Annotated in this window: 19 protein-coding genes; 8 read left to right on the top strand and 11 right to left on the bottom strand. The window is 59.3% G+C overall.

The features are described 5' to 3' along the window. Positions 1-23: 23 nt before the first annotated feature. Positions 24-992, bottom strand: a complete 969-nt coding sequence (locus B5G16_RS08285; protein ID WP_087263164.1) for a DMT family transporter — start codon at positions 990-992, stop codon at positions 24-26. 125 nt (positions 993-1,117) lie between these two features. On the opposite strand from B5G16_RS08285, the gene B5G16_RS08280 reads away from it, so the two are divergent. Next, positions 1,118-2,257, top strand: a complete 1,140-nt coding sequence (locus B5G16_RS08280) for a DMT family transporter (RefSeq protein WP_239406039.1) — start codon at positions 1,118-1,120, stop codon at positions 2,255-2,257. Here the strand turns inward: B5G16_RS08280 and B5G16_RS08275 are convergent. Genes B5G16_RS08275 through B5G16_RS08265 form a run of 3 tightly spaced genes read right to left on the bottom strand, consistent with a single transcriptional unit; the run spans position 2,203 to position 3,590 of the window. After that, positions 2,203-2,598, bottom strand: a complete 396-nt coding sequence (locus tag B5G16_RS08275) for an acyl-CoA thioesterase (RefSeq protein ID WP_087263162.1) — start codon at positions 2,596-2,598, stop codon at positions 2,203-2,205. The genes B5G16_RS08280 and B5G16_RS08275 overlap by 55 nt on opposite strands. A 1-nt stretch (position 2,599) precedes the next feature. Continuing rightward, positions 2,600-3,199 (bottom strand): L-threonylcarbamoyladenylate synthase, encoded by a 600-nt coding sequence (locus B5G16_RS08270; protein ID WP_087263160.1) that lies wholly within the window; start codon positions 3,197-3,199, stop codon positions 2,600-2,602. Between the two features lie 7 nt (positions 3,200-3,206). Further along, a complete protein-coding gene (locus B5G16_RS08265; protein ID WP_087263158.1) occupies positions 3,207-3,590 on the bottom strand; it encodes a VOC family protein in 384 nt (127 codons plus the stop codon). Between the two features lie 227 nt (positions 3,591-3,817). Here B5G16_RS08265 and B5G16_RS08260 point away from each other — a divergent pair, with 227 nt between their 5' ends. Continuing rightward, on the top strand, positions 3,818-4,543 hold the full coding sequence (locus tag B5G16_RS08260; protein ID WP_087263156.1) for a YebC/PmpR family DNA-binding transcriptional regulator: 726 nt from the start codon (positions 3,818-3,820) through the stop codon (positions 4,541-4,543). A gap of 154 nt (positions 4,544-4,697) precedes the next feature. Here the strand turns inward: B5G16_RS08260 and B5G16_RS08255 are convergent, their stop codons facing one another. Continuing rightward, on the bottom strand, positions 4,698-5,336 hold the full coding sequence (locus B5G16_RS08255; protein ID WP_087263154.1) for a rubrerythrin family protein: 639 nt from the start codon (positions 5,334-5,336) through the stop codon (positions 4,698-4,700). 163 nt (positions 5,337-5,499) lie between these two features. On the opposite strand from B5G16_RS08255, the gene B5G16_RS08250 reads away from it, so the two are divergent. Beyond that, positions 5,500-5,988 carry a hypothetical protein gene (locus B5G16_RS08250; RefSeq protein WP_087263152.1) on the top strand — a complete coding sequence of 163 codons (489 nt, stop codon included), beginning with the start codon at positions 5,500-5,502 and terminating at the stop codon, positions 5,986-5,988. Between the two features lie 137 nt (positions 5,989-6,125). On the opposite strand, the gene B5G16_RS08245 is transcribed toward B5G16_RS08250, so the two are convergent. The 6 genes from B5G16_RS08245 to B5G16_RS08220 form a co-directional block, all read right to left on the bottom strand. Continuing rightward, on the bottom strand, positions 6,126-8,696 hold the full coding sequence (locus tag B5G16_RS08245) for a calcium-translocating P-type ATPase, PMCA-type (protein WP_087263150.1): 2,571 nt from the start codon (positions 8,694-8,696) through the stop codon (positions 6,126-6,128). Positions 8,697-8,700: 4 nt separating this feature from the next. After that, positions 8,701-10,146, bottom strand: a complete 1,446-nt coding sequence (rodA, locus tag B5G16_RS08240; protein WP_087263148.1) for a rod shape-determining protein RodA — start codon at positions 10,144-10,146, stop codon at positions 8,701-8,703. Then, the gene (locus B5G16_RS08235) at positions 10,136-11,962 is read right to left on the bottom strand and encodes a peptidoglycan D,D-transpeptidase FtsI family protein (protein ID WP_087263146.1); all 1,827 of its coding nucleotides are present in this window, start codon (positions 11,960-11,962) and stop codon (positions 10,136-10,138) included. Before B5G16_RS08235 ends, rodA begins: the two co-directional genes overlap by 11 nt. Continuing rightward, positions 11,959-12,477 carry a rod shape-determining protein MreD gene (locus B5G16_RS08230; protein WP_087263145.1) on the bottom strand — a complete coding sequence of 173 codons (519 nt, stop codon included), beginning with the start codon at positions 12,475-12,477 and terminating at the stop codon, positions 11,959-11,961. The genes B5G16_RS08235 and B5G16_RS08230 overlap by 4 nt, the downstream gene beginning before the upstream one ends. A 1-nt stretch (position 12,478) precedes the next feature. Next, the gene (mreC, locus tag B5G16_RS08225; RefSeq protein WP_087263143.1) at positions 12,479-13,333 is read right to left on the bottom strand and encodes a rod shape-determining protein MreC; all 855 of its coding nucleotides are present in this window, start codon (positions 13,331-13,333) and stop codon (positions 12,479-12,481) included. A gap of 110 nt (positions 13,334-13,443) precedes the next feature. Beyond that, positions 13,444-14,463 carry a rod shape-determining protein gene (locus tag B5G16_RS08220; RefSeq protein WP_087263141.1) on the bottom strand — a complete coding sequence of 340 codons (1,020 nt, stop codon included), beginning with the start codon at positions 14,461-14,463 and terminating at the stop codon, positions 13,444-13,446. Between the two features lie 294 nt (positions 14,464-14,757). On the opposite strand from B5G16_RS08220, the gene B5G16_RS08215 reads away from it, so the two are divergent. From B5G16_RS08215 to B5G16_RS12565, 5 genes are all read left to right on the top strand, one after another. Beyond that, positions 14,758-15,765 (top strand): NAD(P)H-dependent glycerol-3-phosphate dehydrogenase, encoded by a 1,008-nt coding sequence (locus B5G16_RS08215; RefSeq protein WP_087263139.1) that lies wholly within the window; start codon positions 14,758-14,760, stop codon positions 15,763-15,765. A 6-nt stretch (positions 15,766-15,771) separates the two neighbouring features. Beyond that, complete coding sequence (locus B5G16_RS08210; RefSeq protein ID WP_087263137.1) at positions 15,772-17,103, top strand: glucose-6-phosphate isomerase; 1,332 nt, start codon at positions 15,772-15,774, stop codon at positions 17,101-17,103. A 393-nt stretch (positions 17,104-17,496) separates the two neighbouring features. Next, on the top strand, positions 17,497-18,072 hold the full coding sequence (locus B5G16_RS12570; RefSeq protein ID WP_143260851.1) for a hypothetical protein: 576 nt from the start codon (positions 17,497-17,499) through the stop codon (positions 18,070-18,072). 37 nt (positions 18,073-18,109) lie between these two features. Further along, positions 18,110-18,676 (top strand): hypothetical protein, encoded by a 567-nt coding sequence (locus B5G16_RS08200; RefSeq protein WP_143260850.1) that lies wholly within the window; start codon positions 18,110-18,112, stop codon positions 18,674-18,676. A 26-nt stretch (positions 18,677-18,702) separates the two neighbouring features. Beyond that, on the top strand, positions 18,703-19,134 hold the full coding sequence (locus tag B5G16_RS12565; RefSeq protein WP_143260849.1) for a hypothetical protein: 432 nt from the start codon (positions 18,703-18,705) through the stop codon (positions 19,132-19,134). Positions 19,135-19,213: the final 79 nt, after the last annotated feature.

Raw genomic sequence — 19,213 nt, 5'->3', positions numbered from 1 at the left:
CGGCCTCCGTGTCCGGCCGGCGGTTATTTTGTCTCCTGCAACGGCCCGGCTTCGGCGGCCTTTTTCCGGGCCTGCTCGGCCTCCAGCTGCGCGCGGGACTTCGACTTGGTGACGAGCCATACGCCGACAAAGACGCAGAGCGCGGCAAATCCCTTCGTGGGGCCGAAGGTGTCGAGCCCGATGGCGACGGTGAAGAGCACGGCGACGATCGGCTGGACGTAGTTGTACATCGAGACGACGGTGGGCCGCAGGTAGCGCTGGGCGATGGGGACCATCAGGTAGGAGACGAACGTGGCCCCGACGACCACGAAGGCGATCCCGCCCCAGGTGCGGGACGAGAGGGCGGCGTAGTCGACCTCGACGAGCGGGCGGTAGTAGATGCCGACGGCGACGATGGCCGCGAAGAGGAACATCCACTTCATGACCGTCACGGGCGAGTAGCGGACGATGACGTCGCGGAAAGCCGTGAGGTAGGTGGCGTAGCTGACGGCGCTGATGATGCAAAGGACGTCGCCCTTGACGCTGGACGTGTGCCCCGAGCCGTGCTGGCTGACGAGGATGAGGAGCACGGCTCCGGCGCATCCGAGGAATACGCCTCCGGCTTTGAGCCATGTGATCGGCTCGCGCAGGAAGAGCGTGGCGAGGACCATCGTGAGCACGGGGACGATGGTGGCGATGATCGAGGTGTCGATGGGCGAGGTGAGCGACAATCCCCAGAGGAAGAGCATCTGGTTGAGCTGGATGCCGAAGAGCGAGGCGAAGAAGAGCAGCACGATGTCGCGCCGCGTGACCCGCTCGCGGGGCAGGAAGAGCGAGGCGCCCCAGAAGAGCAGTGCGGCCCCGACCATGCGGTAGACGCTCATGGCGAAGGGGCTCACGCCGCCGGGATTCGCCGCGGAGGCGAGGACGCTCTTGCCGATCGGGGCGTTGAGCCCCCAGATGATGTTGGCGACCCAGAGGGCCGCATGACCTTTGAGTTTTCCTTTGTCCATGTCCGAAAACGCTTTGAACGGTGGCCCATCTTCCCCGGTTTACCGGGAGGATGGCCGGAAGGGAGCGTTGCAGTCGGCAAATATATGGAAAAAATTCGGTGCGATAATTGCCGGGAGACCCGTTTGTGGAAAAAACGCGCTATCACCTGGATCTGATCTTCGCCAACCTCTTTTTCGGGGCGAACTTTTCGTTTTATGTCTCGCTGACGCGCAACTATCTGGATTTCCAGCAGATCTTCATGTTGCAGGTGCTTTCCGCGGCGCTGTTTTTCATTCCCTTTGCGCTCTTTACGCGCGGTTTCTGGCGCATCGGCTGGCGGGATGCGGGGCAGATCGTGCCGGTTTCGCTGCTGGTGATCTACGGCTGGATGTACCTGCTGCTGTGGGGGTCCTCCTATACGACGCCGATCGACGCCTCGGTCATTGCGACGCTCGGCCCGGCCTTCACGCTGATGCTCGACCATCTGCTTCATCCGCACCGCTACCTGCCGGGACGCCTCGTCGGGATTCTGTGTGCGCTGATCGGGGCGGGAATTCTGCTCTTCAACGAGGGGTTCGACCTCACGCACGGCAGCCGTGCGGAAGGGAATCTCTTCGTGCTGCTGGCCGTGGTGGCCATTGCCGCGAACACGGTGCTGATCAAGCCGCAGCTCGAACGTCTCGGAACGCTGGTGGTGATGGGGTGGTACTACATCATCGGACTGGCGGTGACGGCGCCGTTCTTCTGGAAATACATCGACCATACGGCTTTTTTGCGGCTCCCGCTGTCGGCACAGGCCGAACTGGCCTACATCCTGATCCTGGGGACCGTACTGCCGATGTACCTGCTCTACCGGGGGACGGAGAAACTCACCTCGGTGCATACGGCGCTCTACCGCTACATCCAGCCGGTGATCGCCGGGTTGCTGGCCGTCACGCGAGGCCAGGCGCACTTCAACCGGGTGAATCTCACGGCCGCAGGCTTCATCTTCACGGGGGTGATTCTCGTGGCCGTGGGCTATCGGTACAGCCTGCGGCACGGCCTGCACCGAATCCTCCGCAGACGGGCGGCCTCCGCATCGCCGGCATCATCGGCCGCCCCGGCAGGCTCTTCCGCTTCCGTTGCCCCGGCGGCTTCCGTTGCCGCCGCTTCTCCCGCCCCCGCCGCATGGCCGGAGCTGCCGTCGCGCTACGGGTTGCCGCGTCTGCGGAGCGACGGCCGCCTGCCGCACTATTCGGCCAGCAGCCGGCGGCGCCACTCGTCGGGGACGGGGCGGCTGCACTGATTCGGGAAGTCGAAGACGACCATGACGGATCGGCTCTCGCTGCGGACCTCTTCCCCGACGAGCATCTGCTGGAAGAGCGTGAGACTCTTGGTCCCGATCCGCTCGCAGGTGGTCGTGATGCGTACCGGGTCGGTCATGCGGACCTGCCCCAGGTAGGAGGTGGAGGTCGAGACGGTCACGATGCGCAGGTCGCCCAGCAGGGCATCCGCTCCGAGGATCTTTTCGTAATACTCCATTTTCCCCACGTCGAAGTACATCTGCTGCGAGACGTTGTTCACGTGCTGGAAGGGGTCGATGTCGGAGAACCGCTTCTGAATGGAGGTCGTAAGCGTGCGTGCCATCTTACTCGCGGATGATTTTGACCTCGCCGCCTTCGCCGAATGCGATGATCGACGACGCCTTGCGGGTGGGGCGGCCTTCGAAACGGGGATTGACGACGAAGTCCACGCCGTCGATGATCTCGCGGGAGACGTCCTGCAACCCGACGGGGGTAGCCTCTCCGGAGATGTTGGCCGAGGTTGAGACGATGGGTTTTCTGAATGCCCGGAGCATGCGCTGGCAGAATTCGTGGTCGGGGATCCGCACGCCGAGCGTCCCCTCGTCGGGAATGAGGTTGGGGGCGAGACCGCCGGCTCCGGGGAGGATGGCCGTCAGGGGCGATGTGGCGAGCTCCATGACTTCGAAGGCGATGCCGGGGGCCTTGTTGACGTAGCGCACGACCATGTCGGCCGAAGCACACAGGACGAGCATCGACTTTTTGTTTTCGCTGCGTTTGAGGCGGTAGATGCGGTCGACGGCCCCGGCATTGGTTGCGTCGCACCCCAGCCCCCAGACCGTATCGGTTGGGTAGAGAATGATGCCGCCGTCGCGGAGGGTGCGCACGGCCTTCTCGACCTCCTGTTGGAGGGCGCTCTCCTTTTTCTCTTTCAGATCGTTCTTCATGTCCGGGCTATTTTTCGAGCGGGAGGATTTCGATCCAGTAGTCGTCGGGGTCGTTGATGAAGTAGAGTCCCATGTCGTGGTTTTCGAAGCAGACGCAGCCCATTGCACGGTGATACTCGCGCACTTCGTCGTAGTTTCCGGCGACGCGCATGCAGAGATGGCTTTCGTTTTCGCCCAGTTCGTAGGGGGATGCGGCGTGGTCGCGGAGCCAGGTGAGTTCGAGTTTGAAGGGCGACACGCCGTCGCCGACGAAGACGAGTTCGTAGGAACCGTCGGCAGCCTTTTTTCGGTTGATTTCTTTGAGTCCGAGGGCCTTGTCGTAGAATTCCAGGCTGCGCTGGAGGTCGGTTACGTTGATGTTGAAATGGTCGAAACGGCTTTTGATTTCCATAGCTTTATGCACTTTCGGTTCTTGTATTCGGGGGATCTGTGCCGCATCGGAGGGCGGCAGTCGTCCCGTTTCGGGGAAATCCCGTTGCAAAAATAGGGAAATATCGGCACAATTCTGCGGTTTCGAGCCGAAACATCCCGAATATTTTCGGGTATGAAATCCGTTTTTTTCTTGTGAATTTTATACCTTTGCAGTCTGAACGAAAAAATCCGAAAAATTCATAATCTATGGGAAGAGCCTTTGAATACCGCAAAGCGCGGAAATTGAAGCGTTGGGGGCACATGGCCCGGACCTTCACCAAACTGGGTAAGGAGATCGAAATCGCCGTGAAGGCCGGAGGCGCCGATCCTTCGGGCAATACGCGCCTGCGCATTCTGATCCAGAACGCCAAGGCCGAGAACATGCCCAAGGAGAACATCGAACGGGCCATCAAGCGCGCCACGGAGAAGGATTCGGCCGATTACAAGGAGGTGATCTACGAAGGATACGGCCCTCACGGCATCGCCTTCCTGGTGGAGACCGCCACGGACAACACGAACCGCACGGTGGCCAACGTGCGCATGCACTTCAACAAGTGCGGCGGAACGCTGGGCAACAGCGGCTCGGTGGGCTTCCTGTTCGACCACAAGTGCGTCTTCAAGTTCCGGGCGTCGGAGGGTGCCGATCCCGAGGAACTGGAACTCGAAATGATCGACCTGGGCGTCGATGAGTTCTACCCCGAGGAGGACGGCATCACGGTTTATGCCCCCTATGAGTCGTTCGGCGCCATCCAGAAGTGGCTCGATGACAAAGGTTTCGAGATCGTTTCGGGCGAATCGGTCCGCATCCCGACCGATACGAAGGAGCTCGATGCCGAAGGCCGCGAGTCGGTGGAGAAACTGGTGGAGAAGCTCGAAGAGGACGACGACGTGGTGAACGTTTACCACACGATGAAGGAGCCCGACGAGGAGTAGTTCCGTGTCGGAGCCGGCGTCGGCCGGCAGGTTTGCAGGGCGCGGGAGGCGAGGGACGGAGACGTCCGGAGCATCCGGGCCCTGTCCGTTGGAGAGTCCGGATGCTCCGGACTCTGTTTTTTTTGTGGAGGCGGAAGGCCGTGGGGCGGGACGGTCATTCGAAGCGGATGAACTGCTCTCCCGCGGTGAGACAGTGCGGACAATAGCGGTCGAGGTACTTCGAGGCGTATATGTTCCCGCAGACGGGACATACGGCGAACGACTGGTCGTCGACGCTGTTCCGGCACTCCATCAGGAAGATATTCCGCAGATCCGTCGCCGAGGCCCAGATCAGGATGCGGGCTGCGTAGCGGTTGCCGCGGTCCAGCGCGCGCCGGATCTCCGCGCCGTTGCGCTTTTCGAAGCTGCGCCGTTCGACTCCGATGCTGCGTTCGAGATTGCCGTCGGTCGATCCTCCGAACAGATGGATCTGCTGCGGGGTGGTGTAGCTTCCGCCGAGCCGCTGGATGGCCTTCACGCAGTTCTGCTCTTGAAGCCGTTCGGAGAAGGCCAGTGCGCGGAAGAGGCGTTCGGCCTCCTGCCGTTGTTCGGAGATGGCGATGTCTGCGAAATGTTCGTATTGCAGGGCGCGGATGTGCTTGCGGCGGGCGCAGGCATCGAGATCGGCGATGATGTCGTCCCAGGACGACCTGCGTCTCCCGGACGCCGGGTCGGAGGCTACTCCGTAGAGCCAGACGAGGATGGCGGCCGCAACGACGGACAACAGGAGGATCAGAATCAGACGACGTTTCATGACGGTTTCATGCCGGGGTGGATCTCGGCAAGCCGGGAAGGTACACATTTTGTGCCACGGCGGGGCGATTGCTCCGAAGTGAGAAAATTTGCCGGAGTTTTTTGGGAGTTGTCGATTCGATTTCTATATTTGCGGAAATGGCTTTTGCCGCATTACGATATTCATGAAGATGATTTTGCGATTTTTTACCGCTTTGTTCGTCGTATCGACGCTTTTTGCCTGCTCGAAGAAGTCCGGCGGAGAGAATCCCGACCTGGCGGTGAACGTGGAGAATGGTTGGAAACTGGTCTCCTGGGATGGGAGTACGGCGATTTCCGGGTATGTCTACCTGCGGCTCGAAGAGGATCAGACGTTTGTCCTGTACCAACAGGTAGGAGACCTCGCGACGTACGGGTATCGCCGTTATACCGGGACCTATGCGCTGTCCGAGGTCACGGATGCCGGGCTGCTGCTTTCGGGAATCTATTCGGACGGCAAGGCGTGGAAAGACTCCTATGTGGTGGAACTTCGCACGGAGCAGGAGCTGCGTCTTCGTTCGCTGGAAAAGGATCTCGTTTCGGACTACTCCTGGTCGGAGATTCCGGCCTATGTGACGGCGGACCCGGTTTCATCCTCTTCGCGCGGTGCGGAGACCATGACGCCCTTCCTTTGAGGTTGCGGAGCGGGGCCGGCGGACAAAAGAGCGGCAGTCTGATACAGACTGCCGCTCTTTTTGTTGGGACCGTATCGGCTTTTGCGGTTCTTCCGGGCTCGGATTGTCTCTTTCCTGCGCCCCGCCGCTTCTTCGGATTATCTCCGGCGGAGGGCCCGGACGGCTTCGCCGCCGATGGCCAGCAGGGAGGTGAGTCCGATGATTTCGACCCACTCTTTCCAGGAGAGCGGCTCGGTGCGGAATACGGAACCTCCGAATTCGACGATGAGGAACTGCCCGATGCCGATGGCGGCGAGGATCAGGAAGAACTCGCGGCAGCCTTTCAGACAGGTGAAGACCGAATGTCGGGTTTCGAACCCCTTGGCGTTGAACATGTTCCAGAATTGGAGGAACACGAACGTCGAGAAGAAGAGGGTCAGCTGCCGGACCGAGAGTCCTCCGTCGCGGAGCGTCCACCCGAAGAGCATGCCTAACAGGACGACGACCATGACGATTCCGCAGGTGAAGATCGTGCGGGCCATGCCGCGGGAGATGATGAATTCGTCGCGGGCGCGGGGTTTGTCCTTCATGACCTCGGGGCTGGGCGGCAGCGAGGCCATGGCCATGGCGGCGAAGGTGTCCATGATGATGTTGACCCAGAGGATCTGGACGACGGTGAGGGGCATTTCGGTGCCGAACAGCGCGCCGATGAAGCAGATGAGGATCGCCACGAAGTTGATCGTGAGCTGGAAGAGGACGAAGCGCTGGATGTTGCGGTAGAGCGAGCGTCCCCACATGACGGCCGTGGCGATCGAGGCGAAGGAGTCGTCCAGCAGGGTGATGTCCGAGGCATCTTTGGCCACGGAGGTCCCGGAGCCCATCGAGAGCCCGACGTTGGCGAAGTTGAGGGCCGGGGCGTCGTTGGTTCCGTCGCCCGTTACGGCGACGACCTCGCCGCGCTGCTGCAACAGCCGGACGAGCCGCTGTTTGTCCAGCGGGCGGGCACGGGACATGATTTTCAGCTCCTGTACGCGGTCCAGCAGCTCCTCATCGCTCATGGCGGCGAAGTCGGCTCCGGTGATGTGGTTGCGTTCGCCGTCGGCGGCATCGTTCCAGAGCCCGATCTGGCGGGCGATTTCGCGGGCCGTGGCCGGGGTGTCCCCGGTGACGATCTTCACGGCGATGCCGGCTTCGAGACAGCGTCCCACGGCCGCCGGGACGTCTTCGCGCACGGGATCCGAGATGGCGGCCACGGCTGCGAAATGCAGTCCGCCGCGGCGGACGGCCTCCGTGCACTCTGCGGCGTCGGTTTCGGCCCAGGCCACGGCCAGCGTGCGCATGGCGCGGTTCTGGAATCCGGCAAGCTCCGCGGCGATCCGCTCATCGAGTCCGTCGGGGGCGCACATCCCGCGCACGATCTCCGGAGCTCCCTTCACGCAGAGGATGCGGTGTCCCGAGAGTCCGCTTTCGATGATCGTGGCCATGTATTTGCGCTCGGTGGAGAAGGTCAGGCGGTCGACGATCTTCGCTCCGGCGCGCAGCGCTTCGTAGTCGTTCCCGCCGCGGCGCATCCATTCGAGCAGGGCGCCTTCCGTGGGGTTGCCGATGATGCGGCCCTCGGCGTCGAGGAACGCCGTGGAGTTCAGCGCGACGACCTCGGCGAATTCGCGGTCGGGGAGCGCGTCGTAGCGGACGAGCTCCTGGACGTGCATGCGGTTCTGGGTGAGGGTTCCGGTCTTGTCGGTGCAGATGACCGTCACGGCGCCCATGGTCTCGCAGGCGTGCATCTTGCGCACGAGGTTGTTGGTTTTGAGCATCCGCCGCATGGACATGGCCAGCGAGAGGGTGATCGACATGGGGAGTCCCTCGGGTACGGCCATGACGATGATGGCCACCGAGACCATGAAGATGTTGAGGATCTGCTGCGAGATCGTGAGCCAGTCCTTTTCGAGAAGCCCGCCGACGAGGATGGCCTTTCCGAGCATGACGCAGAAGATCAGCACCGAGAGGATGATTCCGATGCGTCCGATGAGTTTCGAGAGCCGGGTCAGCTGCCGGTCGAGCGGGGTCTGCTCGTCGCTCTGGACGGTGGACTGCTCGGTGACGCGTCCGGCCTCGGTGGCGTCGCCGACGGCCGTCGTGACCATCACGCCGTATCCGTCGGCGACGGTCGTGCCGCGCATGGCGGCGTTCGACGGATAGGTGGCCTCGGGGTCGAAGTGCGCCTCGTCGACGGTTTTGTCGACTTCGGGCTCTCCGGTGAGGGTCGATTCGTTGATTTTCAGCGAGACGGCCTCGACGAGTTCGCCGTCCGCGGGGACGGTTTCGCCGCCCTCGATGTAGACGACATCGCCGACGACGACGTCGCGGCGGGGGATCTCGCGGATCGAGCCCTCGCGCATGACCTTCACGGGGATGTCGTCGTTGACCTGATTCAGGCGTCGGAACCGGCGCTGGGCGTCCCATTCGAACCAGAAACCGACGCATGTGGCGAGGATGATGGCGCAGATGATTCCGATCGACTCGGTGAAGTCGCGGTGTACGAATCCGATGGCGAGCGAGAGCACGGCTGCGAGCAGGAGGATGCGGATGATCGGGTCCTGGAACTTTTCGAGGAGGAGTTTCCAGGCGGAGTCGTCCTTGGGGGGTGTGATGATGTTGTTGCCGTGTTCGGCGCGGCTTTTTTCGACCTCTTTGGCGGTCAGACCTTTGGGATTGTAGTGTATCATGTTGTCAGGAAAATTTGTTCAGTGAAAACTGTCGGGTGGAGGCATCGAGGCGCACGGCGATGAAGAGCAGGATGGTGAATGCGATGAGCGACGAACCTCCGTAGCTCATGAAGGGCAGGGGGATTCCCATGACGGGCATCAGACCGATGGTCATGCCGACGTTCACGAGGACGTGGAACAGCAGGATCGAGGCCACGCAGTAGCAGTAGATGCGCCCGAAGGGCTCCTCCTGCCGTTCGCCCATGCGCATGAGCCGCAGGATCAGCAGGCAGAGGAGCGTCAGCACGAAGGTTGTGCCGAGGAATCCCCACTCTTCGCCGACGGTGCAGAAGATGAAGTCGGTGTGTTTTTCGGGGACGAATCCGTATTTGATCTGGGTTCCTTGCAGGAAGCCCTTTCCGGCGAATCCGCCGGAACCGATGGCGATTTTGGCCTGATTGACGTTGTAATCGAGGTTGCGGGGGTCGTCGAGCAGCCCGAGGTAACTTTTGATGCGGTTCTGCTGGTGTTCCTTGAGGATCGAGTTGAAGATATAGTCGGTCGTGGGGAGGAAGATCATCGATCCGGCGAAGAACCAGATGAGGATGAAGATGTTGCGCAGATTGGAGCGGTATGCGTATGCGGCGGCCCAGACCACCGCGAGGAGGCTGACGATCAGCAGGCTGTGGTACAGGTCGAGCTTCCCGGGGGCGATGATTGCGGCGGCCGTGCAGAGGAGAATGCTGCCCAGGGCGATGCCGGCCAGGAAGACGATCCTCGATTTCCAGAGTCCGTTCATCATGGCCTCGGAGAGTACGCAGACCAGGATGACCGTTACGAGCAGGGTCATGGGCGAGAGCAGGAACGAGACGATGAACAGGGCGGCGATCAGCAGCACGGGGATGCAGAGCCACTTGTTGAGCCCCTCGCGGTAGAGGACGAAGAGGAACGATCCGAGGACGATTCCCGATCCGGTGTCGTTTTGCAGGACGATGATCAGCAGCGGGACGCAGATTACGACGGCGACTTTGGCGAGGTTTCCGGCGCGGTTGATCGAGAAGGAGTACCCGCTCATGACGCGGGCCAGTGCGAGTGCCGTTGCGATCTTGGCGAACTCCACGGGCTGCACGCGCACGGACCCGAATTCGAACCAGGCCTTTGCTCCGTTGACCTCGCGTCCGAAGAGCAGGGCGGCGACGAGGAGTCCGAGGCCGGCGAAATAGGCCGGGTAGGCGAACATGTGGTAGAATCGGTCGTCGAGCAGCAGCACGATGAGGGCGGTGATCCAGGCGAATCCGATCCAGACGAGCTGCTTCATGTAGAAGTGCGCGAAGGAGAAGGTCCCGCTGATGGAGTCGTCGTAGGAGGCCGAGACGATGGAGACGAATCCGGCCAGTACGAGGAGGACGTAGAGGAGGACGGTTCCGCGGTCGACGCCGTCGAATATGCCGTTGAGCCGGTTACTTGTCATAGACGGGGTAGTGGATTTGCATGTTCTTGACGTATTCCAGCAGGGCGGGACGCCGGATCGTGTCCGTGAGGTAGTACTCTTCGAGAAGGCTGGCGATGGGCAGGGCCGCGGAGGCTCCGAATCCGCCGTTCTCGACATAGACCGAGATGGCGATCCGCGGGTTGTCCTTCGGGGCGAAGGAGAGGAACGTCGAATGGTCGCGGCCGCGGGGGTTTTCGGCCGTACCGGTCTTTCCGCAGACGTCCCAGCCTTCGAGGCGGGCCATCGTGGAGGTCCCGCCGACGTTCACGCCGCGCCACATGCCCTCGACGATGGGCTCGAAGTGCCGGGGGTCGACCTTCGTGTAGTGCCGTTCGTAGAAGCGGCGGTCGAGCGAATCCTGCCCTTCGACCCGCTTGACGATGTGCGGGATGTAGTAGTACCCGCGGTTTGCGATGATGCAGGCGAGGTTGGCGAGTTGGAGGGGGGTGCACCCGAGGGCATCCTGCCCGATCGAGAGCGAGAGCACCGTGAGGGAATTCCACGAGCCGCGGTACTGGCGGTCGTAGTAGGCGCGGTTTGGGACGTATCCGTTTCCCTCGTCGAGGAAGTCGGAGCCGAGTTTGCGGCCGAATCCGAAGCTCTCGACATACTCTTTCCAGACGTCGAAACCCTCCTTGACGTTTTCGTATTTCGGGTTGTCGAGGATGTCGCGGAAGACGTAGCAGAAGTAGGCGTTGCAGGAGGTTGCCACGGCAAAGCGCAGATCGAGGGGCGAGGCGTGGGCGTGGCAGGCCATTTTGAGCCGTCCGGCCTGATAGCCGTTGTGGCAGACGTGGAGGTCCGAGGGGCGCAGGACGCCCTCCTGCAATCCGATGAGTCCCTGCACGAGCTTGAAGGTCGATCCGGGCGGGTACTTGGCCTTGACGGCACGGTTGAAGAGCGGTTTGCGCTTGTTGTAGAGCATCCGCATGTAGTTGTTTCCGCGCTCGCGACCGACGAGTTCGTCGGGGTCGTACGAGGGCGAGGAGACCATCATGAGGATCTCGCCCGTGGCGGGTTCGATGGCGACGGCGGCTCCGACCTTTCCGCGCATGAGCTCCTCGCCGAGGAGTTGCAGCCGGGCGTCGATCGTGCTGACCAGATAGCGCCCGGGTTCGGGCACGGAGTCGTAACGGCCGTCCATGTAGGAGCCCTTGATGGCGCCGTGGGTGTCGATCTCCTGGATCTTGACGCCCTTTGTGCCGCGGAGTTCGGGTTCGTAGGCCGATTCGACGCCGCTCATGCCGACGTAGTCGCCGACCTTGTATTCGGGATGTCGTTTCAGGTAGGTGTCGTTGACCTCGCTGACGTAGCCCAGCAGGTTGCCTCCGATCTTGCGGGGATACTGCCGCACGGTGCGGTAGACGGTGTAGAAACCGCGGAAATTGCCCTCGTCGAAGCGGAGTTTGTCCTCTTTGGGGATGTAGCTGGTGATCAGACGCGGAGCGCGGGGCCGGACCCGGGCGTTGGCCAGTTCGCGGTCGAGTTTCGTGCGGGAGATTCCGGCAACCTCGCAGAGGCGTGCGGTGTCGAATCCGCGTTTGTCGATTTCGCGGTAGATGACCATCAGGTCGTAGCACTCGCGGCTCTGGACGAGGTATTCGCCGTTTCGGTCGAAGACCTCGCCGCGCGGAGGGTATTGCACGACGTGCCGCAGGACGTTGGCTTCGGCCAGTTCGGCGTATCGTTTGTCGAAGAGCTGGATGTAGGCGAGCCGGGCCATGATCACCGCGAAAATGAGGATCACGATGAATTGCAGGGTTCTCATTCGGCGGAAGCTTTCGGAGTCGCTCATATTCGTCCGGGGAGTTTTGCGGTGAAGATGCGTGCGATGATCCAGATGAAGGCCGTGGAGACGACGGTGGAGACGGCGATGCGCAGCACCGTGTGGAAGATGTGTCCCCAGGAGAGGGCTTCGAGCAGGAAGAAGACCGTATGGTGGAGGATCGTCAACAGGAGAAGGTACTCCACGAATTTCCGGTGTCCGAGCCGTTCGGGAGAGGGGATACCGCCTTCGCGGACGTTTTCGCGACCGCAGGCCATTCCGGCCAGATAGGTCCGGAAGAAGGCGATCGGGAGCGTGGCGATGGTATTGATGCCGGCGGCCCCCATGGCGAAATCCATGGTCACGCCCAGCAGGAGCCCGGCGCCGAGCAGGGTGACGGGGCGTGCGTCGAGCGGGATCATCGCGATGAATACGATGTAAACGAGGGGATTGAGATAGACGCTGATCGAGAGGTTGTCGAACAGGAATATCTGCAACAGAACGGCCGAGACGAAGAGGCCGAGATATGGGAAGATTCGGGGCATGTCAGTTCACACGGGTATGTTGTTCGACCTGTTCGCTCTCTTGGAGTTTCCGGATCTCGTAGCGGTCGCGGTCGGCGACGAGGATGACCTCGTTGAGGCGGGACATTTCGGCGGCGAGCCGCACGCGGACGGTGTATGCCGTTTTGGTTTCGTTGAGTTGGGCGCTTTCGACCCATCCGATGAGGACGTCGGCGGGGAAGTACCGGGAGAATCCGGCCGTCACGACCTCCTGTCCGGGTTGCGGTTCGGCGTATTTCGAGAGTTCTCCGAGGATGACGGTATTCGGGTCGGTGCCGTCCCAGTAGATGGATCCGGAGTATTCGCTGTCGGCGATTCTGCCGCTGGTTCGGAACGAGGTGTTGAGCACGGACATGGCCACGGAGTAGCGGTCCGTGCATGCGACGACGTATCCGACCAGCGCGCCGTCGGGCGCGAGCACGGCCATCTCTTCCTCGACGCCGTTCAGGAGTCCCCGGTTGAGAGTCAGGAGGTTCTGCGCCCGGTTGAGGGTGTTTCCGACGACGACGGCGGTGGTGAAGCGATATCTGGACTCTCCGAGGTTGCGGACGTAGCTGTCGAGCCGTTCGGCGGTTTCGGCCTCGCGGTATTGGGCGAGTTGTTCTTCGAGCAGAGCGACGCGCTGTGCGAGATCCCGGTTTTCGCGTCCGAGGAAGAGGTAGCGGCGCACGCCGGCGAAGAATCCGTGCACGCCGCCGATGACCTGGTTCGACCGGGCGAGCAGGCGGGCCTGCGTGTAGCTGGACGAATGGGCGTAGTAACTGACGGCCAGCACTTCGAGGATGACGAACAGCACGGCGACGTAGACACTGCGTATGAAGGCGATCAGCTTGCGCACAATGGTTTCCGGTTAAAAACGAATCTAACGGTCTTATAATTCAAGATTGCGGACCGAGGCCCGCAATCCGAGTATTGAATCCTGTTCCGCCGTGACGGTCCGGCCGCTCCCTATTTCATCAGGAACGAGAAACGGTTGATGTTTTTCAGGGCGATGCCGGTTCCGCGGGCGATGGCGCGCAGGGGGTCTTCGGCGATGTGGAACGGGATTCCGGTCTTTTCGTTGAGTCTGCGGTCGAGGCCCTTGATGAGGGCGCCGCCGCCGGCGAGGTAGATTCCGTTCTTGACGATGTCGGCGTAGAGCTCGGGGGGCATCGATTCGAGGACCTTCATCAGTGCGGCGTCGATCTTCGAGAGCGACTTTTCGAGGGCGTAGGCGATTTCGCTGTACGAGAGCGAAACGGTCTGGGGCAGGGCCGTGAGCATGTTGGGGCCCGTGACGACGAAGTCTTCGGGCTCCTGTTCGAGGTCGGAGACGGCGGCGCCGATCGAGCATTTGATGGCTTCGGCCGTCCGTTCACCGATGCGGATGTTGTGCTGCTGGCGGACGTAGCTCTGGATGTCGTTGGTGAAGACGTCGCCGGCGGTGTTGATCGACTCGGAGCAGACGATTCCGCCGAGCGAGATGCAGGCGATTTCGGAGGTTCCGCCGCCGATGTCGATGACCATGTTTCCTTCGGGGGCTTCGACATCGAGGCCGGCTCCGAGGGCTGCGGCCATGGGTTCATAGATCATGTAGACCTCGCGGCCTCCGGCGTGCTCGGCCGAGTCGCGCACGGCGCGGATCTCGACGTTGGTGGATCCGGAGGGGATGCAGATGACCATGCGCAGCGACGGTGCGAAGAGGCTTCCGGAGGTCTTGACCTTCTTGATCATGCCGCGGAGCATGAGTTCCGTGGCGTTGAAGTCGGCGATGACGCCGTCTTTGAGAGGGCGGATGGTCTTGATGTTCGGGTTTGTCTTCTCGTGCATCTGGCGGGCCTGTTGTCCGATTGCGACGAGTTTTCCGGTGTGGACGTCGAGGGCGACGATCGACGGTTCGTCGACGACGACCTTCCCGTTATAGATTATCAGCGTATTGGCCGTACCGAGGTCGATGGCCAACTCCTGTGTCAAAGAAAAGATTCCCATAAAGCTACACCCAACACTATTTTGTAAAAATCGTTATTGTCAACATGATCAACGGGATCGTCAGAAATCGGGAGGTCCGTTCTTCCGAAAGCCGACATATCCGGACAAAGGTAACAAAAAGCCCCGGAAAATGGAGCGTTTCCGGGCGTATTTTTTTCAGCGACCGTCCATTTCGGGGCTCGGCGGGCCTGTGCGGCCCGCTCCGTTGGGTCGGGAAGCGTGTTTTTGTGCGGCGGAAGAAGCGCAATATTCCCATTTTTTTATACATTTGTATGATATAAACGAAGATTCTGCATGGAATATAAGATCGGAACCGACGCCCGCTGTGCGGTGATCGGTTATGGCAGCTGGGCGACGGCTCTGGTGGGGCTGCTTGCGGGCAACGGCCGGCAGGTGGGATGGTACGTCCGCAATCCGGAGGTTCTGGAATCGCTGCGCAGCGAAGGCCGCAATCCGCGTTATTTGAGCGATTTGGAGTTCGACACCTCGGTCATCGCGCCGTCGGACGATCTGGATACCGTGGTCCGCGATGCGGACATCGTGATCCTGGCGACGCCGTCGGCCTATTTGAAGGATTTTCTCGCACCGCTGACCGTTTCGCTGAAAGACAAGTTCGTGGTTTCGGCCATCAAGGGCATCGTCCCGGGAGACTACCAGACCGTCGTGGAGTACATCCACGACCGCTACGGACTCTCATACCGCCAGATCGGCCTCTTCACGGGCCCCTCGCACGCCGAGGAGGTTTCGCGCGGGAAGCTCTCCTACCTGACGGTGGTCTGCACCGATCCGGAGAACGCGCATCTGATCGGGAGCCGCTTTGCGGGTCCGAACATCCGGTTGAGCTACTCGACCGACCTCTATGGCATCGAATATGCGGCTATCCTGAAAAACATCTACGCCCTTGCGGTGGGCATGGCCGTCGGACTGGGCTACGGGGACAACTTCCTGGCGGTGCTGATCGCCAACTCGGTGGGCGAAATGGCGCGCTTTCTGGAAGAGAGCTATCCCGACCGGCGCGACACGCTGGTTTCGGCCTATTTGGGCGACCTGCTCGTGACGTGCTACTCGACGTACAGCCGGAACCGGCGTCTGGGGCTTCTGATCGGCCACGGCTGCACGGTGAAGAGCGCGCTGAACGAGATGACGATGGTGGCCGAGGGGTACTTTGCGGCGGACTGCATCCGCCATATCAACTTCCGCCATCAGGTGGATATGCCGATCGCGGAGATGGTCTACCGGGTGCTCTACGAGAAGGGCTCGGCACGCAAACTGATGCAGGAACTGACAACCAAACTAATTTGACACGATATGAAAAACGTAAAAGTGGACATCTCGAAGGCCGGTGTTTCGATCACGGCCGAGATGGAGTCGAAGGCGCAGGCCGCCAATTCGCTGTTGCACTCGGGCAAGGGTGCGGGGAATGATTTCCTGGGATGGGTTCACCTCCCGTCGTCGATCACGGAGTCCGACCTTGCGGAGATCGGGCGTGTGGCCTCGAATCTGCGTGCGAAGGCCGATGTGGTGATCTGCATCGGTATCGGAGGGTCGTACCTGGGAGCGAAGGCGGTTCTGGAAGCGATGAGCGATCCGTTCCAGCTGCTGCACAGGGAGCGGAAGAACCCGACGGTGCTCTTCGCCGGGCAGAACATCTCGGAGGATTATACGGCCGAGCTGCTCGACGCCGTGAAGGAGCACTCGATCGCGGCGATCGTGATCTCGAAGTCGGGCACGACGACCGAGCCGGCCATCGCATTCCGCCTGATCAAGGCCGAGATCGAGCGGCGCTACGGCAAGAAGGAGGCCGCGGAGCGGATCGTGGCCGTGACGGACAAGGCGCGCGGGGCGTTGAAGACGCTGGCGACGCAGGAGGGCTACCCGACGTTCGTGATTCCGGACGATGTGGGCGGACGCTTCTCGGTGCTGACACCCGTTGGCCTGCTTCCGCTGGCGGTGGCCGGTGTGGATGTTGCGGCGCTGGTCCGCGGAGCACAGGAGATGGAGAAAGCCACTTCGGAGGAGGTTCCCTTCGCGGAGAACCCGTCGGCGATCTATGCCGTTACGCGGAACCTGCTCTACGCTTCGGGCAAGAAGATCGAGATCCTGGGCTCCTACGAGCCGAAGCTGCAATACATCAACGAGTGGTGGAAGCAGCTCTACGGCGAGAGCGAGGGCAAGCAGGGCAAGGGCATCTTCCCGGCGAGCGTGACGCTGACGGCGGACCTGCACTCGATGGGCCAGTACATCCAGGAGGGCGAGCGGACCCTGTTCGAGACGATCATCTCGGTGGCCAAACCTGCCTCGAAGGTGGTTATCGAAGCCGATTCGGAAAACCTCGACGGTCTGAACTACCTGGCCGGGAAACGGGTTTCGGAGGTGAACCGCATGGCGGAGCTGGGCGTACAGCTGGCACACGTGGACGGCGGGGTTCCCAACCTGCGGGTGGAGATTCCGGAGATTTCGGCCGAGGTGATCGGCTCGCTGCTCTACTTCTTCGAGAAGGCGTGCGGCATCAGCGGTTACCTGCTGGGCGTGAATCCGTTCGACCAGCCGGGCGTGGAGGCCTACAAGAAGAATATGTTCGCCCTGCTGGAAAAGCCGGGCTACGAGGAGGCTACGAAAGCGATCAAGGCGCGCTTGTAGGCGGTTGCCGATCCCAATTCGAAAAGCCGGTACCCGACGGGGTGCCGGCTTTTTTCGTGCCGGAGCCGAGGGCCCGAAGGGGTGCTTCGGGGCTTTGGGGAGAAAAAATTTTGCGGAATCCCTGAAAATCCGTATCTTTACAAAGCAATCTGTGAGGGTTGCGACATACGACGTAAAAAGCGCATCGGCTTTACTTTCTTACTGATGAAACTTGGCGGTTTTTAGGAAGAGAAAGTGGCAAGGTTGATGCTCGCGCTGTTTTATACGGCGTGGGCAGATTTGCATATCTTCTCTTCCGGGTACGCCAAGACCTCATCAGTGGATCATGTAGATTGTCCACGTTTTTTTATGTCTTATGACAAATACAAACTTTTAACCCTTTAAATTTTTGTTATGAAGGTATGGATTCTTTTTTTGACGACGGCATTTGCCTTGACTTTTGCCGCGACCTCTTGTTCAAAGGACGATGATTCAGGAGGGCTGATGCCTGAAGAGGAAAATCAGGAACCTGTTTTGGGTGAAATGTCCATTAGTGATCTGAGCGCACCAATACGTTGTGTTTTTACATCGCTCGAAGATGCAGAGAATGGATGTGATCCGATCTGGAATCTTTATTTTTACGATCAAATGTATGTAAGCCGACCGGATTATTCCGATATTGAAAGTCATATTCAGATACCGGAGTCTTTTTTCGGAAAAACGATTGATCTAACTCAACCTCTTGATCAGGAGGCGAATCCACAACAGCAAATGTCTATTTTTATCCGATTCAAAAGGGATCTTCAACAACTTATTCTGCTCTATCATGATAATCGAATTAGTGTTTTAAATTCGATCGATGGACTTTCTACGGTTGTAAGAGGAACCCTTCGTATCGATCGTAATGGAAATTGGTTTGTCATTGAAATGACGACAGATCTTTCGGATGGACAGACGGCGGCTATTCATTGGTGTGGCCCTGTCATCTAAAGGAATTTTACGGTTTTATTCTTGAAGGTGTTGAATTATGAGGCAATTCTTTTATTTATTGTTTTTCCCTTCTGTAGTATTTATCATTGCCGCTTGTTCCAAAAATGATCATGTGGAAGAACATTCCAGAAATGAAATGGAAGTCAATGGGCAAAGTGGCTCGGTTGCGATGGCTATGTATTATGATTATCCAAGAAATACTATTTATGAGCCGCATTTTTCTCTGATATTGTATAAAGAATCTGAGAACTCGAGCGAGGAATTCGATCCAAATGTTTATGTAATGATTGATATATCGGAATCTTTGATTGGAAAAAATATCGATCTCGCAAGATCTCTTGGTGACTATGATGAGTTGGTGCCTACGTTATCTTTATTGATCTCGTCGAAACGTGGGCAGAAGATCTCTATTTACTATTTTCCTGATTCTGTTGATCTGTATTTAAGTGGTGACAGTCCTGAAAACGTAACGATTTCAAAAGGTCAACTCTATGTATCAAGATTGGAAGAGAATAAATTTGTCGTTGAATTTTCGCTCATGCTTTCGGATGGTCAATCTTCGAAAATCGCATGGCAGGGTAGTGCTATTGAGGAGATTTTGTAATAGCAACAATTAATTGTAATATTCGTATGAAAAAAAATCTTTGCATTCTGGTTGTAAGTCTGTTAGCAGGCTTTGTGTTCATTTCTTGTTCGAAGAATGATAAAGCTTCGGGCATTCCTACATCTCTGGCTGCAGGAGATGAAATTATATTGAGCTCAATGTCTCCACTTGGACATGGCTTTTTTCGGGCATTGAGTTCTTCGACTGGACAATGGGCCCAGACAAGTCAGCCGACCATCTCACCGTCTTATTCTTCGGCAACTTATACTTATCAGTTAACTGGAGATAATACGGCGCGATTGAGCAGTAATGATAGACAATCTCTTACTGGCCGTAGCTGGATTATCATGTTGGATTTAACTTTTGATACACCTAATTCCGGCAGTTATCAACTCAAAGATATAGCCACAGCTTCTGGGGTGTCTTATACCACCAAAGGAACTTTTACTCTTAAATAATGTAGATGTTTTCTTGAAACAAGTTTGCAAATATAAAGAGGGCCGCCCCATTGGGGCGGCCCTCTTCGTATGTGTCGGT

The organism is Alistipes sp. An66, from assembly GCF_002161445.1.
Classification (GTDB): Bacteria; Bacteroidota; Bacteroidia; order Bacteroidales; family Rikenellaceae; genus Alistipes; species Alistipes cottocaccae.
The sequence above is the reverse complement of the archived record's forward strand: the minus strand, read 5'-3'. Positions and strand labels throughout refer to the sequence as shown.